The 22,329-nt window shown below is 59.4% G+C and carries 31 protein-coding genes; 24 read left to right on the forward strand and 7 right to left on the reverse strand.

Features of this window, described 5'->3' with window-relative positions:
* Positions 1 to 179: 179 nt before the first annotated feature.
* Genes ccoG through MAIT1_RS18595 form a run of 3 tightly spaced genes read left to right on the forward strand, consistent with a single transcriptional unit; the run spans position 180 to position 2,387 of the window.
* Positions 180 to 1,637, forward strand: a complete 1,458-nt coding sequence (ccoG, locus tag MAIT1_RS18585) for a cytochrome c oxidase accessory protein CcoG (RefSeq protein ID WP_158089614.1) — start codon at positions 180 to 182, stop codon at positions 1,635 to 1,637.
* A 5-nt stretch (positions 1,638 to 1,642) separates the two neighbouring features.
* Positions 1,643 to 2,170, forward strand: a complete 528-nt coding sequence (locus tag MAIT1_RS18590; protein WP_085445414.1) for a FixH family protein — start codon at positions 1,643 to 1,645, stop codon at positions 2,168 to 2,170.
* Positions 2,171 to 2,180: 10 nt separating this feature from the next.
* Entirely contained in the window at positions 2,181 to 2,387 is a 207-nt protein-coding gene (locus MAIT1_RS18595) for a cbb3-type cytochrome oxidase subunit 3 (RefSeq protein ID WP_143814927.1), read from the forward strand.
* A gap of 101 nt (positions 2,388 to 2,488) precedes the next feature.
* Here MAIT1_RS18595 and MAIT1_RS18600 read toward each other — a convergent pair whose 3' ends face one another.
* Entirely contained in the window at positions 2,489 to 2,725 is a 237-nt protein-coding gene (locus MAIT1_RS18600; protein ID WP_085445416.1) for a hypothetical protein, read from the reverse strand.
* Positions 2,726 to 3,007: 282 nt separating this feature from the next.
* Here MAIT1_RS18600 and MAIT1_RS18605 point away from each other — a divergent pair, with 282 nt between their 5' ends.
* The 4 genes from MAIT1_RS18605 (at position 3,008) to MAIT1_RS18620 (ending at position 5,619) form a co-directional block, all read left to right on the forward strand.
* Positions 3,008 to 3,490 carry a CreA family protein gene (locus MAIT1_RS18605; RefSeq protein ID WP_241893504.1) on the forward strand — a complete coding sequence of 161 codons (483 nt, stop codon included), beginning with the start codon at positions 3,008 to 3,010 and terminating at the stop codon, positions 3,488 to 3,490.
* A complete protein-coding gene (cysZ, locus tag MAIT1_RS18610; RefSeq protein WP_085445417.1) occupies positions 3,487 to 4,272 on the forward strand; it encodes a sulfate transporter CysZ in 786 nt (261 codons plus the stop codon). Before MAIT1_RS18605 ends, cysZ begins: the two co-directional genes overlap by 4 nt.
* Positions 4,273 to 4,616: 344 nt before the next feature.
* Complete coding sequence (locus MAIT1_RS18615) at positions 4,617 to 5,306, forward strand: retropepsin-like aspartic protease family protein (protein ID WP_085445418.1); 690 nt, start codon at positions 4,617 to 4,619, stop codon at positions 5,304 to 5,306.
* A gap of 10 nt (positions 5,307 to 5,316) precedes the next feature.
* Positions 5,317 to 5,619, forward strand: coding sequence for an acylphosphatase (locus tag MAIT1_RS18620; protein WP_085445419.1), 303 nt, complete (start codon positions 5,317 to 5,319; stop codon positions 5,617 to 5,619).
* A 183-nt stretch (positions 5,620 to 5,802) separates the two neighbouring features.
* Here the strand turns inward: MAIT1_RS18620 and MAIT1_RS18625 are convergent, their stop codons facing one another.
* Together MAIT1_RS18625 and MAIT1_RS18630 are read right to left on the reverse strand one after the other, a co-directional pair.
* Positions 5,803 to 6,210 (reverse strand): ankyrin repeat domain-containing protein, encoded by a 408-nt coding sequence (locus MAIT1_RS18625; RefSeq protein ID WP_085445420.1) that lies wholly within the window; start codon positions 6,208 to 6,210, stop codon positions 5,803 to 5,805.
* A gap of 164 nt (positions 6,211 to 6,374) precedes the next feature.
* Positions 6,375 to 6,833, reverse strand: coding sequence for a hypothetical protein (locus MAIT1_RS18630; protein WP_085445421.1), 459 nt, complete (start codon positions 6,831 to 6,833; stop codon positions 6,375 to 6,377).
* A 283-nt stretch (positions 6,834 to 7,116) separates the two neighbouring features.
* Between MAIT1_RS18630 and MAIT1_RS18635 the strand changes: the two genes are divergently transcribed.
* The 5 genes from MAIT1_RS18635 to MAIT1_RS18655 all read left to right on the forward strand — a co-directional run bounded on the left by MAIT1_RS18635 (position 7,117) and on the right by MAIT1_RS18655 (position 11,051).
* Positions 7,117 to 7,350 carry a hypothetical protein gene (locus MAIT1_RS18635; RefSeq protein ID WP_085445422.1) on the forward strand — a complete coding sequence of 78 codons (234 nt, stop codon included), beginning with the start codon at positions 7,117 to 7,119 and terminating at the stop codon, positions 7,348 to 7,350.
* Positions 7,351 to 7,500: 150 nt separating this feature from the next.
* Positions 7,501 to 7,824: a hypothetical protein gene (locus MAIT1_RS18640; protein WP_085445423.1), complete on the forward strand. Its 324-nt coding sequence runs from the start codon at positions 7,501 to 7,503 to the stop codon at positions 7,822 to 7,824.
* Entirely contained in the window at positions 7,821 to 9,878 is a 2,058-nt protein-coding gene (locus MAIT1_RS18645; RefSeq protein WP_085445424.1) for an HD domain-containing protein, read from the forward strand. The genes MAIT1_RS18640 and MAIT1_RS18645 overlap by 4 nt, the downstream gene beginning before the upstream one ends.
* A 4-nt stretch (positions 9,879 to 9,882) precedes the next feature.
* Complete coding sequence (gene xth, locus MAIT1_RS18650) at positions 9,883 to 10,650, forward strand: exodeoxyribonuclease III (protein WP_085445425.1); 768 nt, start codon at positions 9,883 to 9,885, stop codon at positions 10,648 to 10,650.
* Positions 10,647 to 11,051 carry a hypothetical protein gene (locus tag MAIT1_RS18655; protein WP_085445426.1) on the forward strand — a complete coding sequence of 135 codons (405 nt, stop codon included), beginning with the start codon at positions 10,647 to 10,649 and terminating at the stop codon, positions 11,049 to 11,051. Before xth ends, MAIT1_RS18655 begins: the two co-directional genes overlap by 4 nt.
* Here MAIT1_RS18655 and MAIT1_RS18660 read toward each other — a convergent pair.
* The gene (locus tag MAIT1_RS18660; protein WP_085445427.1) at positions 11,029 to 11,352 is read right to left on the reverse strand and encodes a hypothetical protein; all 324 of its coding nucleotides are present in this window, start codon (positions 11,350 to 11,352) and stop codon (positions 11,029 to 11,031) included. The two genes, MAIT1_RS18655 and MAIT1_RS18660, sit on opposite strands and share 23 nt — an antisense overlap.
* A gap of 112 nt (positions 11,353 to 11,464) precedes the next feature.
* Between MAIT1_RS18660 and MAIT1_RS18665 the strand changes: the two genes are divergently transcribed.
* The 4 genes from MAIT1_RS18665 to MAIT1_RS21925 all read left to right on the forward strand — a co-directional run bounded on the left by MAIT1_RS18665 (position 11,465) and on the right by MAIT1_RS21925 (position 14,284).
* Positions 11,465 to 11,692 (forward strand): CDGSH iron-sulfur domain-containing protein, encoded by a 228-nt coding sequence (locus MAIT1_RS18665; RefSeq protein WP_085445428.1) that lies wholly within the window; start codon positions 11,465 to 11,467, stop codon positions 11,690 to 11,692.
* A gap of 74 nt (positions 11,693 to 11,766) precedes the next feature.
* Entirely contained in the window at positions 11,767 to 13,440 is a 1,674-nt protein-coding gene (locus MAIT1_RS18670; RefSeq protein ID WP_085445429.1) for an NAD-dependent malic enzyme, read from the forward strand.
* 169 nt (positions 13,441 to 13,609) lie between these two features.
* On the forward strand, positions 13,610 to 13,783 hold the full coding sequence (locus tag MAIT1_RS21920; protein WP_158089615.1) for a hypothetical protein: 174 nt from the start codon (positions 13,610 to 13,612) through the stop codon (positions 13,781 to 13,783).
* A gap of 327 nt (positions 13,784 to 14,110) precedes the next feature.
* On the forward strand, positions 14,111 to 14,284 hold the full coding sequence (locus MAIT1_RS21925) for a hypothetical protein (RefSeq protein ID WP_158089616.1): 174 nt from the start codon (positions 14,111 to 14,113) through the stop codon (positions 14,282 to 14,284).
* Between the two features lie 143 nt (positions 14,285 to 14,427).
* Here MAIT1_RS21925 and MAIT1_RS18675 read toward each other — a convergent pair whose 3' ends face one another.
* Both MAIT1_RS18675 and pgeF read right to left on the reverse strand, forming a co-directional pair.
* Positions 14,428 to 15,504 carry a lytic transglycosylase domain-containing protein gene (locus tag MAIT1_RS18675; protein WP_198947935.1) on the reverse strand — a complete coding sequence of 359 codons (1,077 nt, stop codon included), beginning with the start codon at positions 15,502 to 15,504 and terminating at the stop codon, positions 14,428 to 14,430.
* 8 nt (positions 15,505 to 15,512) lie between these two features.
* A complete protein-coding gene (gene pgeF / locus MAIT1_RS18680; protein WP_085445431.1) occupies positions 15,513 to 16,292 on the reverse strand; it encodes a peptidoglycan editing factor PgeF in 780 nt (259 codons plus the stop codon).
* 147 nt (positions 16,293 to 16,439) lie between these two features.
* Here pgeF and rpsF point away from each other — a divergent pair, with 147 nt between their 5' ends.
* The 8 genes from rpsF (at position 16,440) to MAIT1_RS18720 (ending at position 21,177) form a co-directional block, all read left to right on the forward strand.
* Entirely contained in the window at positions 16,440 to 16,838 is a 399-nt protein-coding gene (gene rpsF / locus MAIT1_RS18685) for a 30S ribosomal protein S6 (RefSeq protein WP_158089617.1), read from the forward strand.
* 5 nt (positions 16,839 to 16,843) lie between these two features.
* Positions 16,844 to 17,209, forward strand: coding sequence for a single-stranded DNA-binding protein (locus tag MAIT1_RS18690; protein ID WP_085445433.1), 366 nt, complete (start codon positions 16,844 to 16,846; stop codon positions 17,207 to 17,209).
* 31 nt (positions 17,210 to 17,240) lie between these two features.
* Positions 17,241 to 17,561, forward strand: a complete 321-nt coding sequence (gene rpsR, locus MAIT1_RS18695) for a 30S ribosomal protein S18 (RefSeq protein WP_414673647.1) — start codon at positions 17,241 to 17,243, stop codon at positions 17,559 to 17,561.
* Between the two features lie 56 nt (positions 17,562 to 17,617).
* Entirely contained in the window at positions 17,618 to 18,562 is a 945-nt protein-coding gene (locus MAIT1_RS18700) for a DUF2232 domain-containing protein (RefSeq protein ID WP_085445434.1), read from the forward strand.
* Positions 18,563 to 18,605: 43 nt separating this feature from the next.
* Positions 18,606 to 19,058 (forward strand): 50S ribosomal protein L9, encoded by a 453-nt coding sequence (gene rplI / locus MAIT1_RS18705; RefSeq protein WP_085445435.1) that lies wholly within the window; start codon positions 18,606 to 18,608, stop codon positions 19,056 to 19,058.
* Positions 19,059 to 19,110: 52 nt separating this feature from the next.
* Positions 19,111 to 19,341: an FmdB family zinc ribbon protein gene (locus MAIT1_RS18710; RefSeq protein WP_085445436.1), complete on the forward strand. Its 231-nt coding sequence runs from the start codon at positions 19,111 to 19,113 to the stop codon at positions 19,339 to 19,341.
* A 323-nt stretch (positions 19,342 to 19,664) separates the two neighbouring features.
* Positions 19,665 to 20,786, forward strand: coding sequence for a potassium channel family protein (locus tag MAIT1_RS18715; RefSeq protein ID WP_085445437.1), 1,122 nt, complete (start codon positions 19,665 to 19,667; stop codon positions 20,784 to 20,786).
* 40 nt (positions 20,787 to 20,826) lie between these two features.
* Positions 20,827 to 21,177 carry a DUF6394 family protein gene (locus MAIT1_RS18720; protein WP_085445438.1) on the forward strand — a complete coding sequence of 117 codons (351 nt, stop codon included), beginning with the start codon at positions 20,827 to 20,829 and terminating at the stop codon, positions 21,175 to 21,177.
* Between the two features lie 58 nt (positions 21,178 to 21,235).
* Here MAIT1_RS18720 and lptG read toward each other — a convergent pair whose 3' ends face one another.
* Positions 21,236 to 22,327, reverse strand: a complete 1,092-nt coding sequence (lptG, locus tag MAIT1_RS18725; RefSeq protein ID WP_085445439.1) for an LPS export ABC transporter permease LptG — start codon at positions 22,325 to 22,327, stop codon at positions 21,236 to 21,238.
* Positions 22,328 to 22,329: the final 2 nt, after the last annotated feature.

Here is a 22,329-nt window from a genome sequence, read left to right on the forward strand (position 1 = left end):
CAGCGTGTCGCGCCTCTGTTATGCGTCACGCGGCGGCTCTTTTCTAAGATGCGCAGGATTTCCACCCTGGGCGCGTGTGCGCCACAGGCAACCATTGTCTGTTGATCAAGTTTATTATATTCTAATATGACAATTTGCCTCACCTCTCGAACTGGCCTCAACTCAAGGAGCTGACTCCCGTGGACGCACAATCCCCGCAGGATACACAGCCGGAAGAAGACTCTCTCTACTCCGACTGGAAAAAACTCTACCCCAAATACCAGACGGGCTTCTTCCGTAACGTTCGCTGGTTTCTTCTGATCATCCTGCTGGGCGTCTACTATGTCCTGCCTCTCATGCGCTGGGATCGTGAGGCGGGGTTGCCGGATCAGGCGGTGCTGTTTGATTTGCCCACGCGCAAATTCTTTCTGTTTGATCTGGTTATCTGGCCACAGGAGATCTTTCTGCTGACCTTGGTGCTGATCTTTGCCGCGGTGGGTCTGTTCTTCATCACCGCGCTGGCGGGACGTGTGTTCTGCGGCTACATGTGTTTCCAGACCGTGTGGACCGATATGTTCCTCTATATGGAGAAGGTGTTCGAGGGCAGCTATCGTCAGCGCCGTATGCTCGACGACGGCCCGATGAACATGAATAAGTTCCTGCGCAAAACCGGCAAGCATGTCTCCTGGTTGCTCATCTCCATGTTTACCGGCGGCGTATTCGTCTTCTACTTCGCCGATGCGCCGACTTTGCTCAATCAGTTCTTCTCTGGCGAAGCGCCCACCGCTGCTTGGTTCACCCTGGGCTTCTTGACCCTGACCACCTACACCATGGCTGGATTCGCCCGCGAACAGGTGTGTACCTACATGTGCCCCTATGCCCGTTTCCAGGGGGCGATGTTTGACGAAGACACCATTATTGTCGCCTACCATCCAGAGCTGGGCGAGCCGCGTGAGTCCAATCGCCGCGTACGGCATGATCATGCCCAAGACGTGGGCTGGTGCATCGACTGCGGCGAATGCGTCAATGTCTGCCCGGTGGGGATCGATATCCGCAACGGCCAACAGTATCAGTGCATCACCTGCGGCGCTTGTATCGACGCCTGTGACGACGCCATGGCGGCGCTCTCCAAAGAACACTCCGATCTGCACCCGGCGCGTCTGATTCGTTACACCTCCATGCGGGAGATGAACGAAGGCGAGGGCACGACTCGATTCGTGCGCGCACGCATCTTGATCTACGGTTTGATCTTGGGCGTGACCACCGCCGCCATGTTTGGGTACTTCCTGGTGCGTTCGTCGGTGGATTTGGGGGTGGTGCGCGAGCGTCAACCGATCTATATTCCGCTCTCTGACGGTGGCGTGCAGAACAACTTCACCGCGCGCATTCTGAACATGTCGCACAGCGCTCAGCTGTATAAGTTGACTGTTGAAGGGCTGCCTAAGGCGACCATTCGTGTGGCCACGGAGGTGAAGTATGCTGCAGATGGCTCGCCGTTGCTGCCGGTTGAATCCGGCAAGGTGCTGCCGTATCGTCTGTTCGTGAAACAGCCGCGAGGGGAAGTCCAGTCCGGCCAGCGGGAGGTGACCTTCCGCTTGGTTGCGCAGGATCCCTCAGGCGGTGAAACGACCTATGAATCCGTGTTTATTGGGCCCTGATCTTTATGAGTGAACAAGAGCAAAGCACCGCCGCGCCGAAAAAGCGCTTCGAACCCTGGCCGTGGGTGATCGTCGGCATCTTGGCGACGGCGCTGGTGGTCAACGCCACGTTTATCTACCTGGCGGGGAAATCTTCCAATGGATTGGTGATCGAGGGCGCTTATCGCCGCGGGATTACCTACAATAAGGAGATTGACGCAGCGCGGCGCCAGATGGAGTTGGGTTGGCGCGTGAGTTTGGCTGGATCCGAAGCGTTGCAAGAAGGGCGGCAAGGAGCCATCTCCCTCACTGTGCTGGATAAGTCAGGCCAGCCTGTGGCTGGGGCCACGGTGGCCGGAACGCTGTTCCGGCCCACTGATCAGGCGTTGGATCAGCCGATCTCCATGAGTGAGGCGGCGCCCGGCGTCTATCAGGCGCAGATCACGCCTGCGCAGCGTGGGATTTGGGATGTGAAGCTCAAGGCGCAGCGCGGTGAGGATGTTTATCGCTTTGTTCAGCGCATCAGCGTGAAAAAAGCGCAACCAGGGGAGTAAGGCGATGGGCATGGAAACAGTTTCCATACTCAAGCAGTTTGGCTTGGTGTGGTTCTTCGTAATCTTTCTGATCATCATCGGCTGGGCCTACTGGCCGAGCCATAAGAAGGATTACGACAAGGCGGGGCGTCTGGCTCTGGATGATGATAAAGATGAAGTCAATAGCGCTGCGCAGGAGAAGGATGGCGCATCTGGCGATAAGGAGAGCAACGCCTGAATTGAGCGTTGGCGGGAACAGAAAGGGGAAGGCCTCAAGGCCTTCCCCTTTTTTGCATCAGCGCCTAACTTGAGATGGTCAGGCGCTGTTATGCGCTGTGCTTAGATGGTGGTCGGCGCTTGCTGGAACTGCTGCAGCGCAGCCTTGGAGAGGGTGACGCGATAGGCGCCAGAGGCGCGCGGCGCATTGCGCGAACCCTGCGCAGAGGCTTCGTTTTTGCCATCGCGCGCCACCGGAGCGGCGCCGCGATTGGTGTCATCGCGGCCATCGCGCTTGAGGCCAGTCATGACTTGGGTTCCGCGCTGCGTCAGATAAGTGGTGATGCCGAGCATGCTCATCGGATTCCGCCTTGTTCTGGGTGTTTCAAATTGACTCTGACTCAACGCCGTAGCGGAGCCGGAGAGAATCTGTTGCCTGTCTGTTGTGCATCATAATGCAGTGACCATGCCAGAAACTGTCACAGGTTTGGGTCGAGTCGTTTCTGGATCAAAATAAATTGTAGTTTCAGAGGGTAATGCAGGGCTTTTTGATGCTGGAGAATGCCAGGGCGTCGCGCGTTTCACGCATGGGATTGCGTCAAGAGACCAATTTTACCGGATTGGAATCGAAAGGGAGGAACAATGTTGCCGATACGCAAAAGGATGATTGGAACGCTGCTGGCCATTGGCGGTGGCGCCGCGGCGGTATCCAGCGCCCAGGCCGAGGTGATCGGTCATGTGGATACCGTGTTTAAGATGCTGGGGCCCGATGACAAAATCGTGATTGAGGCGTTTGACGACCCGGACGTCAATGGGGTGGCGTGTCATTTGAGCCGCGCGGTCAAAGGCGGGCTGAAGGGCGCGGTGGGATTGGCGGAGGACCGTTCCGACGCCTCTATCGCCTGTCGCCAGATCGGCCCGATCTCCTTCGAGCGGGAGATTGAAGATGGCGATAAAGTGTTTTCCAAGCGCACCTCGGCGCTGTTCAAATCCATGAAGGTGGTGCGCTTTTTCGATCGTAAGCGCAATACGCTGATCTATCTGGTTTACAGCGAAAAGATCATCGATGGCTCGCCGCAAAACGCCATCTCCACCGTGCCCATCATGCCTTGGAGCGCCAAATGAGTGATGCACAATCGTCAGTGCGCTGCTTTGGCCCGGGTTGTCTGCTGCGCGGCATGGGGCTGCTGCTGAACCCCAAAGTCCTACCGTTTGTGGCGGTTCCTCTGTTGATCAATGCGGTGTTGTTCGGCGCAGGATTCTACTATGGCTATGAGTGGGCGCAGGCGCAGGCGGCGCAGTACATCGCCGCGTTGCCCAGTTGGCTGCAGTGGCTGGAGTGGCTGGTGGGACCGCTGTTTGTGGTGATGTTCCTGCTCTTCCTGTTCTATGGCTTTACGGTGTTGGCCAATCTGATTGGCGCGCCCTTCAATAGTGTGTTGGCGGCGCGGGTCGAAGCGTTGTTGACCGGGACGGAGCCCGGCGATGACGCCACTTTTGCGCAGGCGTTGAAATCCGCTCCCGGCGCCATTCTCGACGAGCTGGGCAAAATCCTCTACATGTTGCGCTGGGTGATCCCGCTGGCGATTTTGACGCTGATCGGTCTGTTTATCCCGTTTCTATCGCCGCTGGCGGCGCTGGCGTGGCTGCTGTTTGGGGCATGGATGCTGGCGGTGGAGTATGGCGACTTTCCTATGGGTAACCATGGCTACAAGGGTAAGCAGATGCGGCGCATCTTGCGCGCATCCTGGATGAATAGCATGGGGTTCGGCGGCGCGGCATTGGTGATGACCTTGATCCCAGGGTTGAACCTGATCGCGATGCCGGCTTCTGTGGCCGGAGCCACGGCCATGTGGGCGCAGGGGTTGGCGCAGAGTTCTGCGGCGCGCAAAGATATCGCCGCTTGAATCCAGAATGCCACAAATCCAAAGCGCTCAATGTTTGCGTGACATTGGTTGGTCTTGCGCTGACTCTGGGACAAATTTCCAACGGAAATTTGGCGGGATTCTTAAGGGTCCGTGACTCTTAAGCGGGTGTGGGCAGCGCCCACGATTCGGCAGGATTGCCGAATCGGACTCGCGCAGCGAGCCCGAAGGGCGAGGGCCATGGATGGCCCGAATCACGGTTTGGATTTTGATCTTGGGAGCTCGAGGGCGTAGCCCTCGATATCTTTCAGCGCCCATATGTGCACTTTTGAATGCTAGCGACTATAAACAGTGAGTGATTCGCTAACGTGGGAGGGGTGTCGCCTATGAAGACGGCGTTGCTCGTAGCTGTGGCGATTGTCGCCCTGATCCTGGGTGGGGATTGGCTGCTCAACGGCCGCTTGACCGTGCCGGAGAAGCAGAATGGCATGGGCGTGGTTTATCTGTTCGCCATGAGCGCTTGGGTGGGATGGATCATCAACGGTCGCGTCTCGTTCGATCGATTGCAGACTCTCAAGGCCGTTGCCGGTTGGATTGCTTTGGCGGCGAGTTTGGTCCTACTGTACGGCTATCGGCATGAGTTGGGCGGCGTGAAGGATCGTTTTCTGGCGCAGCTGCTGCCCGGGCGTTATGCAGAGTCGCAGCAACCGGGACAGATGGTGATTACCCGCAGCCGCAACGGGCACTTTTTGCTCACCTTGCAGATCAATGGGCGGCCGGTGCGCTTTTTGGCTGATACCGGCGCCAGCGATATCGTGCTGGCGCCGCAGGATGCGCGCGCAGTGGGATTTAATCCAGCGGATTTGACCTATGATCGCGTTTATCATACGGCCAACGGACGCGGGCGCGGGGCGTCGGTCAAGTTGCGCGAAGTGGCGTTGGGCGATTTGACGCTGCATGGAGTTCCTGCGTCGGTGAATCAAGCCGCTATGCGCGAATCCTTGTTGGGAATGCGCTTTTTTAACCGTTTGCGGAGCATGCAGGTGCAGGGCGACCGCATGACGTTGCGCTGGTAAGGGGTTTGAGATGGAGGCATCGCAAAGCGAGCAGAAATCTGCATGTGTGGAGTTGGTGATACGCGGACGCGTGCAGGGTGTTTGGTATCGTGGAGCCACTCAACAACAGGCGCAGAAGTTGGGGCTGAGAGGGTGGGTGCGTAATGAACCGGATGGTTCGGTGCGTGCGCTGGTGATCGGTCCGCCAGCGCAAGTGGATGCTTTGGCGCAGTGGTGTTGGCAGGGGCCGCCCATGGCGCGGGTTCAGGATGTTATTGTCTCGCTGGCGGCGATGCCGACCAATCCGCCGACTGAGTTCCGAGTTGCGAGATAAATATTACAAATGCGTATAAAAATGTTCCGATTGTCGATTTATACAACTATGCGCATGTTATATATAAATCTATATAAATTCAGCCATTGCGCATAGATTTGTGTATGTATTCTTGAGATCTCGCATATTTCGCAAACATGATGGATTTAATCTTTAGCGTGCGTGCTTTATGACGCGCTGCGTTTAAAAGCGCGCGCCGTGATTCATGAGGAGATCCACCAGCTCGCCATAGCCGCGCCCTAACGCCGTGGTGAGCGGAGTGAGCAGGTTCTCGTCACAGGTATTGGGGTCGCCCTGGTGGTTGATCAGCGCTTCCGCCACGCCGCGGTGACCTTCATAGGTGGCGGCCAGAAGAGGCGTGACGCCTTGGCTGTTGACGGCGTTGGGGTTGGCGCCCTGTTCCATCAGGAATTCTGCGGCCATGGCGTGTCCGCGCACCGCCGCGTAGTGCAGGGCCGTCCAACCATCCTGGTCGGGCGAGTTCACATCGTAGGTCCCCTCCATCAAGAGATCTTCCAGTTTTTGCAGATCACCTTCGCCTGCAGCGTCATGCAGGGGGGTCTTGATGTATTGAATGTTCGGACTGGCCATGCAACATCTCCCGGAGAGTCGTTCACACCGTGAAATGGCCCAAAGGGACCAGACGGCTGGTGGGGAGAATGCAATTCATACGCCAGAAATATATGGCTGGCGTCTGCGACCAGAGGGGCTTTTGCGTCCGTGCGGGACGCAGATCTCTTGGTTTGGCGTCGGGATTATGACGACTCGGACGTTTCCCGGCGCATCCAGTTGCCCAGAGTTTGTCCGTGCCACTTGCCCACGCCGCTCAAGGTGGCTTGTCCACGGCGATTGAAATTCTCGGCGATGCGGTTCCAGGACTGGCCCTCCTGGCGCAGCTTGAGGGCCTCTTGAATCAAGGCTTCCCGCTCTTGCGGCGGCAGGGCGGCGCGTTCGCCGTCTTCAGTGAGTGGGGTGGAGGAGGCCGCATCACTGTTGAGAGTGATGCTCTTGAGTTCCTCACGCACCACTTTGCGCATGCTGGCCACCAGCGGGTCGGTCTGACCGGGCTGGGTGTGCTCTTCCCAAAACTTCAGCGCCATGGCGATTACCTCAGCTGGCGGGAGACCGGTCTGGTCGCGCAGGCGCTTGAGGCGCTCATTGCTTTCGACGTCCAGCGCCAATGCGCCGCTCTTCTCCTTCTTTTTCTTCGCCATGGCTCATCTCTCCTGGGCTGAGGTGGTAATGCTTTATCCTCTCTGATGCGCGCCGTTGCATCAAGGATTGAGGATGTCTGTTGATTGGGAAAATCTTGCCAGTCATGTAGGGAAATGGCGAAGCATTCGGAAAAATATGCCCTGTGAATTTCCTGGTGGGAGGAGGGAGTCTTGTGAATACATGCTTTTAGAATGATGGCGCTATATTTGCATGTTGTGATCGAAGCGATCGCCGCCTCAAGAGCGGCAGGCGTTGTTCCGTACCAACCTGTGGAGCGTCAACATGGAAAACAAACAGAAACTACGCAAAAGCCTGACTCGTCTGGAGAACCTCAATCGGACGGAGATGGACTATCGCGCCGCCCTGGCCACCCTCAATGACACGCAGCTGGCCAAAGTTGAAAAGTTGGATGATATCGGTCGCTTGTCTGAGTATGAAGCCGAAGAGCTCGATGACATCATGGGCGATTTGTATGACTTTCTCTCCGCAGGTGGACAGGCCCAACTCCGCGCGTAATTGAGTCAGCAAAAAAGCGCAAAAAAAGAGGCGCCGAAACGCGCGCCTTTGCGCTATTCTGTTCCGACGTAACAGGGTGAGGGAATCATCCGGGCGGGTTGGCGAACACTCTGTCCGCCGACTGACCCACAATCGGGATGGAATCGCGTTATGGAGCATCAGGGTAGCGGCGTCTGCTGGCATTGCGGCGCTCTGTTGGGCGGCAATGATTTTGGCCGGAGCGACGTCTGTCCGCACTGTGGTCGCGCCACACGCGCCTGCATGGGCTGCCGATTTTACGATCCGGCCTCTTATAATGAGTGCGCTGAACCCGTGGCGGAACGGGTGGTGGAGAAAGAGGACAGCACTTTTTGCGACTGGTTTAAACCACGTCGCCCCTCTTTAAAAGACGCCATGGGCGGCAGCGCGCGCCCGGACCCCAAAGCGGAAGCGCGCGCGGCGCGCGAAGCGGCGGAGGCGCTGTTCAAGAAATGAGCAGCGCGTACGCCAACGACGTCGCTTCCGACGGCTCCAGTTCGCCCGAGACGCACCCCGAAGATGGGTTCGCCGAAGGCGGCGATGGCATCGCCGTTACCGGCGAACGCTGGGATGGCGCCGGCGATGCGGGAACTGCGTTGCTGGAGGGGCCGTTTGGCCCCATGTTGCTCAAACAGATTCAAGAGTTGGTGGATCACTGCCGCGTCAATCATGGCGAGGAGGCGGCGCAGAAGACTCATCGCTCGGCGATGCTGGCGTGTAAGTATCACGCCAAGCAGTTTCGCAAAGTGGATGGCGCGCCCTACGTCACCCACTGCATCAGTGTGGCCAAACACTGTCTGAGCTGGGGCCTCAATGACGTCACCGCCATCTGTGCGGCGCTCTTGCATGACGTCATCGAAGACGCCTCAGACCAGGGACCGGAGGAGGATATTCTCTCCATCGGTGAGGATGTGCTGGAGCTGGTGCAGGCGCTGTCCAAAATCCGCAATCTCCAGACCGGCGCCGGCGACATGCCCGCCACCTATCGCCGTATCCTCAGCGCCGCCGCCAAAGACATTCGCGTGCTGGTGGTCAAGACCTTCGACGTTCTGCACAACTCCGAAACCCTCAACGTTCACAAACCCGAAAAAGCCAAAGCCAAGGCCAGCATCGGCTTGATCTATGTGGGCGTGGCGCGGCGGCTTGGCATCATGATGCTGGCCGATGCGCTCATCGATCGCTTGCTGCCGCATCTGATGCCGGTGCAGTACAATCGCGCCAAAAAGAGTCTGCGCACGCTGCAGAATCAAGGCGCCGAGTCCATGGACCGGCTCACCCGTCACGCCGCGCTGGTGATGGGCGAGGGGATGGCCACCGACTTTGTGTTGGAGCCGCGCAAGCTGGCCGACTACTTCCATCTGGCGGAGAAGCCCGGCACCGGCACCTTGCAACGGGTGGGGTGGCCCGCCTATCGGCTCAAACTGTTGGTGGAGAACGATGAAGCCGCCTGGCGCGTGCTGGGTAAAATGCACGGTCTGTTTGGCCCCCTGCCGCGCCATGTGCGCGACTATCTCAATGCGCCGCGGGTGAATGGCTATCGCGCCTTGGCCACGCGCATTGTGTGGGACGGTCTGCCGGTCTCGGTGCACGTGGTGCGCAAACGAGACGATGAGTCCAATCGCTTGGGCATTCTCGCCAAGTGGGGCGAGTCGGGTCCCGATACCGCCCGCTACATGCGTCTGTTGGGCACTTTGGGCGATAGCGACCTGCGTATGTCCGAGGTGCACGCCCATGTGCTGCCCGACCTGCTGGACGTCTACTCCCCCAAAGGCGCGCGCTTGACCTTCCCGGTGGGCTCACGGGTGGTGGATTTCGCCTATCTGGTGCACACCGAAATCGGCGACCACTGCACCGGCGCCCACGTCAATGGCATCAAGCGTCCGCCGGACCATCCGCTGGCCGATGGCGATGTGGTCTCCGTCATCACCTCCAATAACGCCCGTCCCCAACGAGGCTGGTTGGAGTTTGTCAAAACCGCGCGCGCGCGCACCCTGATCAAAAAAGCGCTGCATGAGGGCAATACCCAGATTCACGGCATCAAACGCAACAGCGACGGCTCCTTCCTGGTGCATGATCTGACCGGCGCGGACATTCTCTGGTCCAACTGCTGTCTGCCCGCGCCGGGCGTCGACATTATTGGCCGCTTGTCCGGCGATGGACGCTGGATCGTGCACCGCGCCCAATGCGAGAAAACCCGCCATGGCGGCCACTGGGGCGGTGGCGCGTGGAGCGATAAGACTCTCAACAGTCCACCGCCCATCCTCACCGTGCAACTGCTTATGGCGTTTGACTCGCCCAATATGGCGGCGCTGTTCGCCTATTTTGAGTCCCATGACATCGCCTGTCTGCAAGTGCACAGCAAGAGCCGTTCAGCGCGCAACACGCTGGTGACGCTGGATCTGCGCTTCCCCAATCTCTCCGACGTCGACGACGCCTTGGAGGAGATCACCAAACTTCCCGGCGGGCGCAGCGTCTATGCGTACGTGTGGGCGGAAAAAAGCAACGGTTGAAACCATGCGATTGGCTTGTTGGAACGTGAACTCACTAAATGTGCGCCTGCCGCATGTGCAGGAGTGGTTGGCTGAGAATCCGGTGGATGTGCTGTGTCTGCAAGAGACCAAGCTGGTGGATGAGAAATTCCCCGCATTGGCGCTGCAGGAGTTGGGCTATCACGTCTGGTATACCGGCCAGAAAACCTATAATGGCGTAGCGCTGCTTAGTCGCCTGGAGGGCGTCGATCCGGTCTATGATCTGCCCGGTGTGGATGCGGCGCAAAAGCGCTTTCTGGCCGTGACCATCAATGGGGTGCGTGTGGTCAATGTCTATATCCCCAACGGATCCAGCGTGGGGTCGGACAAGTACGACTACAAGCTGCAGTGGCTGGAGGCGTTGCAGGAGTTTCTGGCTGATGAACTCACGCGGCATGACAAATTGGCGCTGCTTGGGGATTACAATATCGCCCCGGATGATCGCGATGTGCATGACCCCGCCGCCTGGGCCGACGGCGTGCTGGTCTCCGAGCCCGAGCGCGCGGCGTTTGGCAAACTTCAGCAACTGGGCTTGAGCGACGCCTTCCGGGTGGGCAATGACGAGGCGGGCTGGTTCAGCTGGTGGGACTACCGACAAGGCGCGTTCCGCCGCAACATGGGGCTGCGCATCGACCATATTCTGGTCACAGATGCGCTGCGTGGCGCGCTGCAGAATTGCCATATCGACAAAACGCCGCGCGCCTGGGAGCGTCCATCGGACCATGCGCCGGTGATCGCGGAGTTCTCCCTATGATGACGCCGGGCGGCGATGCGGAGAAGTCGCGTCTCCTGCGCGCGTGGCGCAAATTGAGCCCCGATGCGCGCAAAAGCGTGATTCGTTTTGCCGAGTTTCTGCACCAGGAGCAGCAGCAGGACGCGCGCGCCGCGCAGCATGCGCCTTCGGCTATGGAGCCTCTTGCCATCCCTGCCCCCGCTAAAGAGACCTCGGTGGCGGCGCTCAAGCGGTTGAAAAAAAGCTATCCCATGATCGAAGCGGACGCCGCGCTGCTGGATGACGCCTCCAAGTTGCTTATGGAACGCATGATGGGGGGCGATGACGCCGAGGTGATTCCAAAATTGGAGCGCTTGTTTGCACAGCGCTATACCGACTGGCGCGCGCAGCAGGCGGAGATTACTCCATCCGTCCCGGAATGATGCGGCCATCCTCCAGTCGGGGTGTGTGATAGGTTTTGGGCGGCGGCTCGCTGGTGGCGCTGATGCGCCAAATCAGCAGCAGGACAAACAGCGCCGCCAGTCCCAAAAACGCGCGTTTGACCCACGGGCTCTGCATCCAGTCCGGTTGTGGGTATTCGGCGTCCTGGGTGATATCCTCCGCCTCCAGCGTGGCGTCCTTGGACTGCGTCGGAAACAGACGCTTCCACAGCCAAGTCATCAGTCGCGCGGATAACAGGGCAAGGAAGGCCCCGAGAAAGATCAGGAAAAGTGCGCGGGTCATGGCTGCGGGTTCCAATCTGCGCCGCCTGCGTGCGGCATTGGGTTGCATCTATGCGCCAAGTGGCGCGTTATCTGTTGATTCACTATAGCAAAACAGCGGTCGAGGGAACATCATGGGCGATATGCATCCGGTGGTGGCGTTTTTGGAGGCGGGCGAGCATCGCATTTGCCACTGCGGCGAGTCGGAGACCTTTCCGGTGTGTGATGGCGAGCAGGACGCCTCCGCCTGTCGCAAGGCGGCGGTGATCACTGTGGATAAGGATAAGTATGTGCCCATCTGCCAGTGTGGGCGCTCCAGCTCTATGCCGGTGTGTGATGGTCGTCACGGATATGCGGAATAGAAGCGGGCGTTAACCGCCTGATTGTTGTTGCCGGTGCGCGGCGTGGGTCTGAGTGAGTCGAGGGAGTTGGTGAGATGTCGGATACAGTGGAAAACTATGATGCGGAGAAACTCCAGGCCCTGACCGGTCACGCCAGCCCCATGGATATTCTGCACGATCCATCGCAGAACAAAGGGGTGGCGTTTACCCATGAGGAGCGTGAGCGGCTCTGTTTGCGGGGGCTGCTGCCGCCGCGCCCGCTCTCCATGGAGGCGCAACTGGAGCGGGTCAAGGCCAACTTCTTCAGCAAGCCCAACAATCTGGAGAAGTATATCTTCCTGACCGCGTTGCAGGAGCGCAACGAAACCCTGTTCTACCGCTTTGTGCGCGAGAATATCGAACAGACCCTGCCCATCATCTACACTCCCACCGTAGGCGAGGCGTGTCAGACCTACAGCCAGATCTTCCGTCGCCCTCAAGGCATGTTCATCTCCCTGGAGGATCGCGGCCACGTGCGCGAGCTGCTGGGCAACTGGGAGCATAAGGACGTGCGCGTCATTGTGGTGACCGACGGCAGCCGCATTCTGGGGTTGGGCGATCAGGGCGCCAACGGCATGGGCATTCCGGTGGGCAAGTTGGCTCTCTATACCGCGTGTGCTGGGATTCCGCCCATTCACTGTCTGCCCATCACCATCGACGTAGGCACCAATAATGAAGATCTGCTCAATGACCCCCTCTATGTGGGGCTGCAGCACAAACGCGTGGGCGGCGACGACTATGACGGATTGATTGAGGAGTTCGTGCAGGCGGTGGGCGACGCCTTCCCCCGCGCCATGATTCAGTTTGAGGACTTCTCCAACGACAACGCCTTCCGTCTGCTGGACAAGTACCGTAACCGCGTGTGCGCATTCAATGATGATATCCAGGGCACCGCTGCGGTGGCGCTGGCGGGCCTGCTGGCCTCTTTGCGCATCACTGAAGGCGAACTGAAACGGCAGAAATTTCTCTTTATGGGCGCAGGCAGCGCCGGGTTCGGCATCGCCGATCTGATTCTGTTGGCCATGGAGCAGCAGGGGATGCCCCGGGAAGAGGGGCTTAAGCGCTTCCGCTTTATGGACTCGCGCGGGGTGGTGACGCGTCAACGGGATGACCTGACGGGACGCAAAGGCGAATTTGCCTGCGACGATGCGCCTGAAAAGGATCTGGAGAAGGTGGTGGAGAGCTTCCAGCCCACCGCGTTGATCGGCGTCTCCGGTCGTGGCGGGGCCTTCTATGAAGAGGTGGTGCGGGCCATGGCGCGCATCAATCAACGTCCCATCATCTTTGCGCTCTCCAATCCCACCAGCAAAGCCGAGTGCACTGCCGAGCAGTGCTACAGCTGGACTGAAGGGCGCGGCGTGTTCGCCAGCGGCAGCCCGTTTGACCCGGTTACCTGGCAGGGCAAAACCTTCGTGCCGGGGCAGGGCAACAACGCTTACTGCTTCCCGGGCATTGGCCTGGGGGTGATCATGTGTCAGGCCAAGCATGTCACCGATGAGATGTTCCTGGTGGCGGCGCAGACCCTGGCGGAGATCACCGATGAGGCGGATCTCAACAAAGGGCGCGTTTACCCCTCGTTGCAGGATATCCGCGCAGTGTCGTTGAAAACCGCTTTGGCCGTGATTAAAGTGGCGGAAGAGCGTGGTTTGGCGAAGACGCCGCTGGGTGAAAACGCCGAAGAACGGACCCGTTCCTGGATGTGCAGCGCGCGCTACAGGAGCTATGTATAAATATAAGTTTAATAAAATCCTAATATTAGGATATCCTGTTTCAGATCTGTTGCATCTGTTACAGAAGTTTTGCAAAAACCAGTTGAATTTCCGTGAGTTGTGATTTGTCTAAATAGGCAAACGCGGACGCAAAAGCACCGCATAGTCACAAGACTCTAGGAGATGAACAATGGCCGCTGGTTTGATCGCTCTCATGTTTGCACTGGTTCCCGCCCTGGCTACCGTTGACAACAATGTCAACCCGCTGCAGGAAGAGAAAACCGCCGTGCAGATGATTCAACAACAACAAGATGTCGCCGCGCAGAACGCGGAACAGCCAGTCGAAGACGAAACGCGCTCCTAAGGCGCGGGCTGATGACGAAATAGAGGGGGACGGCAATAAGCTGGCCGTCCCCCCTAAGATTTTCTTCCCCTTGCGGCGTCATGGCCGCCCTCTGGTTTTCCTTCTCAGTTTTGTCTCGCATCCGTTACTGCACGCACGACGGCCAACTGATCGTTTGCGCTGTATCATGCCGCGCCCAATCTGTTGCGCAGAGTGTATCCAAAGTGTGTCTCGTGTTACGCATATTTTGCAAAACTTGTTGGAATTCTGGTGAGTTGCGTTTTGTCTAAGTAAGCAAACGCGGACGCAAAAAGCGTCGCATACCCTCAAGATCCAAGGAGATGAACAATGGCCGCTGGTTTGATCGCTCTGATGTTTGCACTGGTTCCCGCCCTGGCTACCGTTGACAACAATGTCAACCCGCTGCAGGAAGAGAAAGCCGCTGTGCAGATGATGCAACAACAACAAGATGTCGCCGCGCAGAATGCGGAGCAGCCCACCGAAGACGAAACGCGCTCCTAAGGCGCGGGCTGATGATGGAATAAAGGGGGGACGGCAATCAGTTGGCCGCCCCCCCTAAGATTTTCCCCGCCTGATATCCGTTCCTGTATGCCCTGCCGGGGGGCGATGCAGGAGGTCCCGCCGTCGCCCTGGCGCCATCGCGCCTATTCCGCAAAGCCCAGAACGGTTTCATCCTCGTTTAACTGACTGCGCGCAGGCAACTCCGTTGCAATGAGACGGATGACGTCTGAACTGTGTGACGTATCATCATCCCATGCGCTCTCCTCCTGAGCTTCAAAGCCCTGTGCAGGGCTCTGCAAAGCGGCGCGATACGCCTGAACGCCGGGGCGCGCATCTGCCGACGTCTGGCCTTCAAAGCCCATGGCCAGTGAGTGCCGCGCCCGTTGCCGGTGTGGGAGTACGCGCTCCTGTGCGTCATCTTCGTCGCTCTCGTGCGCAAAGCCCATGGCGCCGGTGTCCAGGACAATAGGGGCGCGAGTGGCTTGAGCGTTCGGCGCAACGTTGGTCAGCAGTAGACCGCTGGAGGTGCGCATTGTGCGCAACGGCGCGGTGGGCGGCGCGGGCGGGCTGGCTTGGGTTGTGAAGACAAGTTTACGAGGCTTCGGTTTGGATTGGGTCGGCGGCGACGTTGGCGCGGCAGGCTGCATGTCCGCTTCTGTGGGCTCGGTTTTACGCAGTGACGCCAATAGTGCGCGCGCTAACTCATCATCAGTGGCGTGTTCGGCGTCTTGCGAGGCGTCCGAGGCGTCGTCGGCGCGACGCAGTTTGGCCAGATCAAAGCTGGGTGCGCCTTCGCCATGGCGCTGTTGGTAGTCGTAGTAATACGCCAGCACTTTCACCACATAGCGTTGCGTCTGAGGGAAGGGCGGAATGCCTTCATGTTTGATCACATGGGCGGCGCCGGCGTTGTAGGCGGCCAGCGCCAGGCTGACAGAGCCTTGAAAGCGCTCCAGCAGCTTTTTCAGGTAGCGTGTGCCGCCGCGAATGTTCTGTTCTGGAACAAAGGGATCATCCACCCCCATCTCTTTGGCGGTGAACGGCATCAACTGCATGAGCCCTTGGGCGCCCGATTTTGACACCGATTTTGGATTAAACGCCGATTCGATGGCTACCACCGCCTCCACCAATCCGGGGTCCACATTTTCGGCGGCGGCGATCTGTCGAATCAGTTGCGGGATGCCATCGGCCAGAGCGGGCAGGGGGCTCAGGAGCGTCAGCAACCCGGCGATCAGGGTTGCAGCACAATACCGCTCCACTGACGCCCACAGGGCGCGGCGTTGTGATGGGTGGCGAATCGATGGCTGAAGAAGTCGCGTGCGTTGGTGTAGGTGCATATTCCGACATCAAACAGGTTGGGGGGCGCAACGCCGAAACGCCGCAACCGCATAGCCGTATAACCCGGCAGGTCAAAGCGCGGTCGATTGTCTCCTGATTGCACGAAGGCCGATGCGCTATCGCTGTCTTCAAGCAAGAAGCGTGCGCGAAAGTCGTCATCCACCTCGTAAGCCTGTTGATGGATGCACGGACCCAGTACGGCGATGATCCGCTGTCGCTGCGCGCCGAGGGCCTCCATCGCCTCGATACAGCGCTCGCCTACCCCGGAGAGGGCGCCGCGCCAACCTGCGTGGGCGGCGCCAGCAACCTGCGCTGTGGGGTCAACCATCACAATGGGCAGGCAGTCGGCGGTCATGACGCCGATGAGACAGTCCGGCTGGTCGGTGACGATGGCGTCGGCGTCGGGATGAACGTCTGGATCGATCCATGGCGCGCGCAGCACAGCGGCGCCGTGGACCTGATTGGCGAGCCAAAGCGGTTGCGACGCGTCGCCCAGCGCTTGCCGCAGGATGCGCCGGTTTTGGCGCACCGCGTCTGGCGCGTCGTCGACATGGTCGCCAATGTTGAGAGAGGCGTAGGCTCCTTGGCTTATGCCGCCATGGCGAGTGGAAAAGGCCAGTTGCGCGCCGGGAATTTGCGGCCAGCGGTTCTCTTGAGGGAGGAGAGGCGTCATGGGGCTTGAATCCAGTCATTGAAATAGGTATATTGCCCGTTTTCCATCTTAACGAGCTTCCTTCTTGCTCCTCGCGCGCCACGCGGGGGGCCGCCCGCAAAAGCGGAAAGCAAGTTCAGTTCGTGCAAGTCCAAAAGGAGGACAAGAGTGGCGTTCTACGAGACAATCTACATCCTAAGGCCCGACCTCTCCAATGAACAAGTGGAGCAGGTGGTCAAGCGCGTGGGCGAAATGATCGAAGGCCTGGGCGGCAAAATCCTCAAGACCGAAATGTGGGGCCGTCGTCAGTTGGCCTACCTAGTCAAGAAGAACAACAAAGGCTTCTACGTGTTCCATAGCGTCGAAGGCGGCGGGACTCTGGTGCATGAGCTGGAATCCAAGCTGCGCATCGACGAAGACGTGATCAAATTCCAAAATATCCGCGTTGAGCAGGCGTTTGCCGATCCCACCCCGCTGGCTCCCCAAGAGGAGCCGAAAAGCGAAGAGAAGGGTGACGAAGCCGAAGCCTCTGAAGAGACCACTGAGGCCACCGCCGACGAGGAGTAAGCGCAGTGAGCGCCCCCAGCAACCATGTGGTTCTCCAGGGCGCGCTGCAAGAGTCGGTGGAAATGCGCTACACCCCGGCGGGCGCGCCCATCGCCACCCTCATGCTGTTGCATGAAGGCCCGGCGGATGGGGTGGCCCTGTTGGAGCGGTTGCACCTGTTGATTCCCGTGCGCGTGATCGGCGATTTGGCCCATCGATGCGACGGTCTGCAACCCGGGCAACTCCTGCGTGTGGAGGGCGGGCTCAATCAGCCCAAACGCACCCGCAATGGCGCTCTGAGCTGGGGCAAAATGGAATTGATCGCGCGGCGGCTGGAGATTCTGCCGCCTGCGCAGTCGCAAACGAGTTCGGCGCAGTCCGTAACAGACTGACGCTGAAAGAAGATTCAAGAGGATGTAAACTATGAGCGAACAAGCTTCCGGCCCCTCGCGCGGTGGTGAAGGCAAACCCGAAGGTCGCGGCGGTCGTCCCGCCGGTGGTCGCCCCATGGGCGGCGGCGCGCGTCGTCCCTTCTTCCGTCGTCGCAAAGTGTGCCCGTTCTGCGCCGACAAGACCCTGCGCATCGACTACAAAGATCCCAAGATGCTCTCCCGCTTCATCACTGAGCGGGGCAAGATGGTGCCCAGCCGCATCACCGGCGTGTGCGCCACCCACCAGCGTAAGCTGTCGGTGGCCATCAAGCAGGCGCGCAACATCGCTCTGCTGCCTTTCCTGGTGGGCTGATCACGCCGATTCGGCGTGATGCGCGTCCCTTTGGCTGGTCTCGGGACGAGCAGACTATGAAACGGCTCACCGCCAACCCTTATGGCGCCGGTTTGCTTACCGCGCTGTGTCTGGTTCTGCCGCTGTATGCGCCCGCAGCATTCTTTCCGCTGTTGGGAATCGCTGGCTTGCCGGTGTTTTTGGCCGGATTACAGGGCGACGCAAAATCGGCGCTGATTGCGCTGGGGTTGGGGGTGACCGCTCAAACCCTGGTGACCAGCGATGTGCAGGCTCTGGGGTTAACGCTGGTTTTGATTGGCGTCGCGCCTGTGGTTGGCGCTTGGTTGATGCGCCGGGGCTGGCGTTTTTTCCACTTGGCCTCGGGCTGCTATCTGCTGGCTCTGGCCGCACTGCTGCTCATGGTGGTGTTTGCGCCCCTGTTTGGCGCAGAGATCGAGTCGGCGGTGCGCCAGGCGCTGCAAACCCAGGAGGCCTCCATCCTGCAAACCTTGGAGAACTCCAAAGGCGTTGCAGCGACGGATTTGGCCAATGTGCAAGCTGAGCTGCGCGCGTTCTTCGATATCATCGCGCGCTTCTTTCCCCTGATTGTGGTGCAGGGGTGGTTGCTGATCCAGTTGGTCACCATGGGGCTGGGCGCTTTGTTGATGAAGCGTTGGGAGCCGCAGTTTCCGCTGGAGTTCTCAGCATTCCGTGCGTTCGCCATGCCGTTCAACTGGGTGTGGCCCGCCATTGTGCTGGGATTGGCGGCGGCTTTCCTGCCGGGAGACTCCTTCATCGGCGCTGCAGCGTTGAATCTGGTGTTCTTCTGGATCCTGCCCTATCTGGCGCAGGGGGTGGCCATCGCTGAGGCGCTGTTTGCCAAGCGGCAAGTGGGCGGTTGGGTGCGCGGCGTCTTCTATGCCGCGCTGATCTGGTGGGTTGAGTTCAATATCGCGATCACGATGGTGGGGGTGTTTGACTCCTGGTTTCACTTTCGTGAACGCTTCAAAGATGACGACTGAATGAATTCAAGGGTAGACGCCCTTTCGTTTTGGGAGAGATCCAATGCAAGTGATCCTGTTGGAAAAAATCGGCAAGCTGGGCGATCTGGGACAGACCGTCAGCGTGCGTCCCGGCTTCGGCCGCAACTTCCTGATCCCGCAAGGCAAGGCGCTGCCCGCCACGGCGGCCAATCAGGCCCGTTTTGACGCCGATCGCGCTGACTATGAAGCGCGTCAGGCAAAAATCCTCGCCGAAGCCGAAGCGCTAGCCGCCAAGCTCGACGAGATTGAAGTGAAACTGGCGCGTCCCGCCGGAGCCATGGATAAGCTGTTCGGCTCGGTGACCAACGCCGACATCGCCTCCTACCTCAAAGAGCAGGACGTGACCGTGGCGCGTAACCTCATCGACGTGTTGCAGCCGATCCGCACCCTGGGCGAACACCCGGTGCGCATCCGTCTGCACCCCGACGTGGTGCGTGAGTTCGATGTCATCGTCGAGCGTGAAGTGAAGCAGTAAGCGCCGTTTCAAAGGCGACGCCGTTCAATCCATCCACATGGGGAGATGATCGATGCCTTTGTATGATTACAAATGCGACAGCTGTGGCCACACTTTTGAAGTCAACCACCGCATGAGCGAAACTCCGGAGATCTCTTGCGCCCAGTGCGACTCCAAGCAAGTGCGCAAGATCCTCTCCACCGGCGGCATTCTCGGCTCCACCAAAATGGGCCAATCCGATGCGCCAGCGCCCTCGCCTTGTGCGGGCGGCGGTTGCGCATCGGGAATGTGCGGCCTCTCCTGAGCTGAATCCGCAGGACACTCAAGCCGCCCTGAACTCTGGTCAACGTCAGAGCTCAGGGCGGCTTTTTTGCGCCCAGGGTCACCACGCGCGCCTCTGCGCGCTACAAACCTCTGCGCCGGGGCGCGCGTTGCTTGATTTTTCAATCCGCTGTGGGCAAGCTGTAGAGTGCGGCGCGGCGCCCTTGGCGTCAGGCCTCATTCGCCAATTTTCAGTAACCTTCGCGCTGAAGGGGGAGGCCTGCTCTGTCTGATCGTCGCGACACGCAGCGCCATGATTTCTACGATCTGGTCGGACGCTTCCGCCCCGCCATCATCGCGCTGATTATGGTCAACACCATTGGCATCATTGGCTTCATGGCCATTGACGGCTACCCCTTTCTGGACGCCGTCTACCAAACGGTGTTCACGCTGACCACGGTGGGGTATCAGGAGACCCACCCCATCTCCAATGTCGGCAAACTGTTTGTGGTGCTGCTCATCCTGGGCGGCGTGTTGGTGTGGACCTATGCTCTGGGTCTGACCATCAACATCATCGTCAAAGAGGATCTGATCGGTAAACTGCGGGAGTCGCTCATGGAGTATCAGGTCAAGCAGTTCCGTCAGCACTTCATCATCGTGGGTTACACCGAGATCGCCCGCGAGACCATCATGATGCTCGATAAGCAGAGCATCCCCTATGTGGTGGTGGATGACGATCCTGAGCGTATCGCCCAGGCCAATGAGGATCAGATCGACCAGATCCTGCCCCTTAACCCCTTCCTGAACGAGAGCTACCGGCGCGCCAATGTGCAGGAGGCGCGCGGATTGATCACCGCCTTCAATGAGGACTCCGATAACATCACCGCCGTGGTGACCGGGCGCATCATGGAGGAGGAGACCGGCAACGAGCTGCTCATCATCACCATCGCCACCCACCATGAAGCGCGCGGCAAGATGCTCAAAGTGGGCGCTGACGTGGTGATTCTGCCCAATGAACTGATCGGCCAACGCATCTCCGCCATGGCGTTGCATCCGCCAGACCCGGAACACAGCAGCTTTCTGGACAAAGTGGCGTTTGGCGAATTCCTCAATCTGGACATTCGTGAGGTGCGCATTGGTCGCGGCGCGCGTCTGGACGGGGTGACCATTCGCGAGTCCGGCGTGCGCGACGCCATTGGCGCGCACATTCTGGGCATTCGTAAACGGGGCCGCAAACGCCTGTTGATGATGCCCAATCCGGATATCCATATTACCCGGGGCGACCAGGTGTTGATTATGGGGACTTTGGCGCAGTTGGAGAAGTTGCCCGCCTTCCTGCACCCGGAAGGCAAGCCGCCGGACCCACACCACCATTTTGACGCCAGCCCTCCGCAACTGGAGGGGCCCGATGGCGATGACGAAATCCCCGAAGATGTTGTCCCGGTGGCGCAAGAGAGCGTCGATACCGCGACCGAGAAATCCTCATAAGAGGCCCGTCCTTGCGGCGGCACGCTAAGGAGCGCAGCAGATGGCTTGGCGATTGATCTGGACCACCTTTTTCCTGTTGATGGCGTTGACCACCACGGTGAGCTTTCTGTTTCATGGCAATGGCTATGAGTTGATCATCGCCGTGTGTATGAACCTCATCGCCACCATGCTCAAGCTGGGCACGCGTCACGCCATCGGTTCAATGATGATGTCCGCCAGTCTGGTGTCGGATTTCCATCTGATTCCGGCGCTGGGGGCGTTCTATGTGGCGGGCAATCTGGAGATGACCAAGGCGATGGTGTGGGGCGCGCTGGTGGCCAACGCCATTTCGGTGCTGTTCCTGGTGATCGAAGCGGTGCTGCAGCAGTTGGACAACGATTCGCGCATGTGATTCATGCGTCAGATTGTGTGGGCTGTGCTTTGTATGAATGAGTCTGCCGCCCCGAGCCTTAGCGCGGGGCGGTCTCTTCGATGTGCATCAAGAGAAACACGCCGATGCTGGCGAAGCTGGCCACCGGCGCCCAGGCGGCGAATAGGGTGGGCAGACGCTCGCCCAGCCCCAGCGCGGTGAACAGATCCACCACCACAAACAGCGCAAATCCCGCCAGCAATCCCGCCAATCCAGAACGCGCGGCGCCGCCCATGCGCGAGAGTCGCAGCGCAAACGGAAACGCCAACAGAATCGCCGAGAGAGTGGCGAAGGGGTCGGCGATTTTGCGATACAGCGCCATGCGGTAGGGGGTGTCCTCATAACCCTCCCGTTGCAGACGCTCCGCCTGCTCCCATAACTCGCCGATGGAGAGCTCATCCGGGCGCGGCGCCGAACGGTCCAGTTGCCGGGTCTCCAACTCCACCTCCCAGGGCAGAGAGGTGAATGGCTGCGCGCCATCGCCATCGGGCTGCAGGTCGTAGACGATGCCGTCCAACAGCCGCCATCCCTGTTCGGTCTGCTGTGCGCGCACCGCGTTGATGCGACGCACCAGGCGGTGATCGGGATCAAATTCAAACACCGTGACCCCCTCCATGGCGTGCTCATTGAAAAGGATGCGGCGAGCGTGAATGATGCGTCCCTGATCGCGCAGCCACAACTCGCCGCCCTTGCGCAGCTGCTGGGTGCTGGCGGTTTGGTTCAGGCGCGCTTCCAACGCCTCGGCGGCCTGATTGGCGCGCGGAGTGATCTGATCCTGCAACCCCGCCTGCGCCGCCGCCACAATCGCCCCGCCAAATAGAAACGGAATCAAAATCCGCAGCAGCGAGACACCGCCTGCGCGCATCACGGTCAATTCGTTGTTGCGGCTCAGGCGACTGACCACCACCAGGGTGGCCAGCAGGGCGATGGCGGGCATGAACTGCGCCAGGAAGGCCGGCATGCGCAGCACCAGCAGCTCGGTGAGATCCTGCCACACCACGTGCTCGCGTCCGCCGAATTTGCGAATCTGCTCGGCGCCGTCAAGCAGGAAGAAGAGGCCGAAGAAAACGCCGAGAATCTGCGTGAAGCCGGAGAAGAACAGCGCGAACAGGTAGCGGAACAGAATCGGCATGG

The sequence above is a fragment of the Magnetofaba australis IT-1 genome (assembly GCF_002109495.1).
GTDB lineage: Bacteria > Pseudomonadota > Magnetococcia > Magnetococcales > Magnetococcaceae > Magnetofaba > Magnetofaba australis.

Coding starts and splice junctions, on each gene's coding strand:
- MAIT1_RS18655 (WP_085445426.1), top strand. CDS start 10,647: ATGATGACGCCGGGCGGCGATGCGGAGAAGTCGCGTCTCCTGCGCGCG.
- MAIT1_RS18595 (WP_143814927.1), top strand. CDS start 2,181: ATGGAAACAGTTTCCATACTCAAGCAGTTTGGCTTGGTGTGGTTCTTC.
- MAIT1_RS18720 (WP_085445438.1), top strand. CDS start 20,827: ATGGCTTGGCGATTGATCTGGACCACCTTTTTCCTGTTGATGGCGTTG.
- cysZ (WP_085445417.1), top strand. CDS start 3,487: ATGAGTGATGCACAATCGTCAGTGCGCTGCTTTGGCCCGGGTTGTCTG.
- MAIT1_RS18620 (WP_085445419.1), top strand. CDS start 5,317: ATGGAGGCATCGCAAAGCGAGCAGAAATCTGCATGTGTGGAGTTGGTG.
- MAIT1_RS21925 (WP_158089616.1), top strand. CDS start 14,111: ATGGCCGCTGGTTTGATCGCTCTGATGTTTGCACTGGTTCCCGCCCTG.
- MAIT1_RS18715 (WP_085445437.1), top strand. CDS start 19,665: ATGGTCAACACCATTGGCATCATTGGCTTCATGGCCATTGACGGCTAC.
- MAIT1_RS21920 (WP_158089615.1), top strand. CDS start 13,610: ATGGCCGCTGGTTTGATCGCTCTCATGTTTGCACTGGTTCCCGCCCTG.
- MAIT1_RS18635 (WP_085445422.1), top strand. CDS start 7,117: ATGGAAAACAAACAGAAACTACGCAAAAGCCTGACTCGTCTGGAGAAC.
- MAIT1_RS18590 (WP_085445414.1), top strand. CDS start 1,643: ATGAGTGAACAAGAGCAAAGCACCGCCGCGCCGAAAAAGCGCTTCGAA.
- MAIT1_RS18605 (WP_241893504.1), top strand. CDS start 3,008: ATGTTGCCGATACGCAAAAGGATGATTGGAACGCTGCTGGCCATTGGC.
- rpsR (WP_414673647.1), top strand. CDS start 17,241: ATGAGCGAACAAGCTTCCGGCCCCTCGCGCGGTGGTGAAGGCAAACCC.
- MAIT1_RS18710 (WP_085445436.1), top strand. CDS start 19,111: ATGCCTTTGTATGATTACAAATGCGACAGCTGTGGCCACACTTTTGAA.
- MAIT1_RS18625 (WP_085445420.1), bottom strand. CDS start 6,210: ATGGCCAGTCCGAACATTCAATACATCAAGACCCCCCTGCATGACGCT.
- xth (WP_085445425.1), top strand. CDS start 9,883: ATGCGATTGGCTTGTTGGAACGTGAACTCACTAAATGTGCGCCTGCCG.
- MAIT1_RS18700 (WP_085445434.1), top strand. CDS start 17,618: ATGAAACGGCTCACCGCCAACCCTTATGGCGCCGGTTTGCTTACCGCG.
- MAIT1_RS18640 (WP_085445423.1), top strand. CDS start 7,501: ATGGAGCATCAGGGTAGCGGCGTCTGCTGGCATTGCGGCGCTCTGTTG.
- pgeF (WP_085445431.1), bottom strand. CDS start 16,292: ATGACGCCTCTCCTCCCTCAAGAGAACCGCTGGCCGCAAATTCCCGGC.
- MAIT1_RS18665 (WP_085445428.1), top strand. CDS start 11,465: ATGGGCGATATGCATCCGGTGGTGGCGTTTTTGGAGGCGGGCGAGCAT.
- MAIT1_RS18615 (WP_085445418.1), top strand. CDS start 4,617: ATGAAGACGGCGTTGCTCGTAGCTGTGGCGATTGTCGCCCTGATCCTG.
- MAIT1_RS18630 (WP_085445421.1), bottom strand. CDS start 6,833: ATGGCGAAGAAAAAGAAGGAGAAGAGCGGCGCATTGGCGCTGGACGTC.
- MAIT1_RS18660 (WP_085445427.1), bottom strand. CDS start 11,352: ATGACCCGCGCACTTTTCCTGATCTTTCTCGGGGCCTTCCTTGCCCTG.
- MAIT1_RS18645 (WP_085445424.1), top strand. CDS start 7,821: ATGAGCAGCGCGTACGCCAACGACGTCGCTTCCGACGGCTCCAGTTCG.
- rplI (WP_085445435.1), top strand. CDS start 18,606: ATGCAAGTGATCCTGTTGGAAAAAATCGGCAAGCTGGGCGATCTGGGA.
- lptG (WP_085445439.1), bottom strand. CDS start 22,327: ATGCCGATTCTGTTCCGCTACCTGTTCGCGCTGTTCTTCTCCGGCTTC.
- MAIT1_RS18670 (WP_085445429.1), top strand. CDS start 11,767: ATGTCGGATACAGTGGAAAACTATGATGCGGAGAAACTCCAGGCCCTG.
- MAIT1_RS18600 (WP_085445416.1), bottom strand. CDS start 2,725: ATGAGCATGCTCGGCATCACCACTTATCTGACGCAGCGCGGAACCCAA.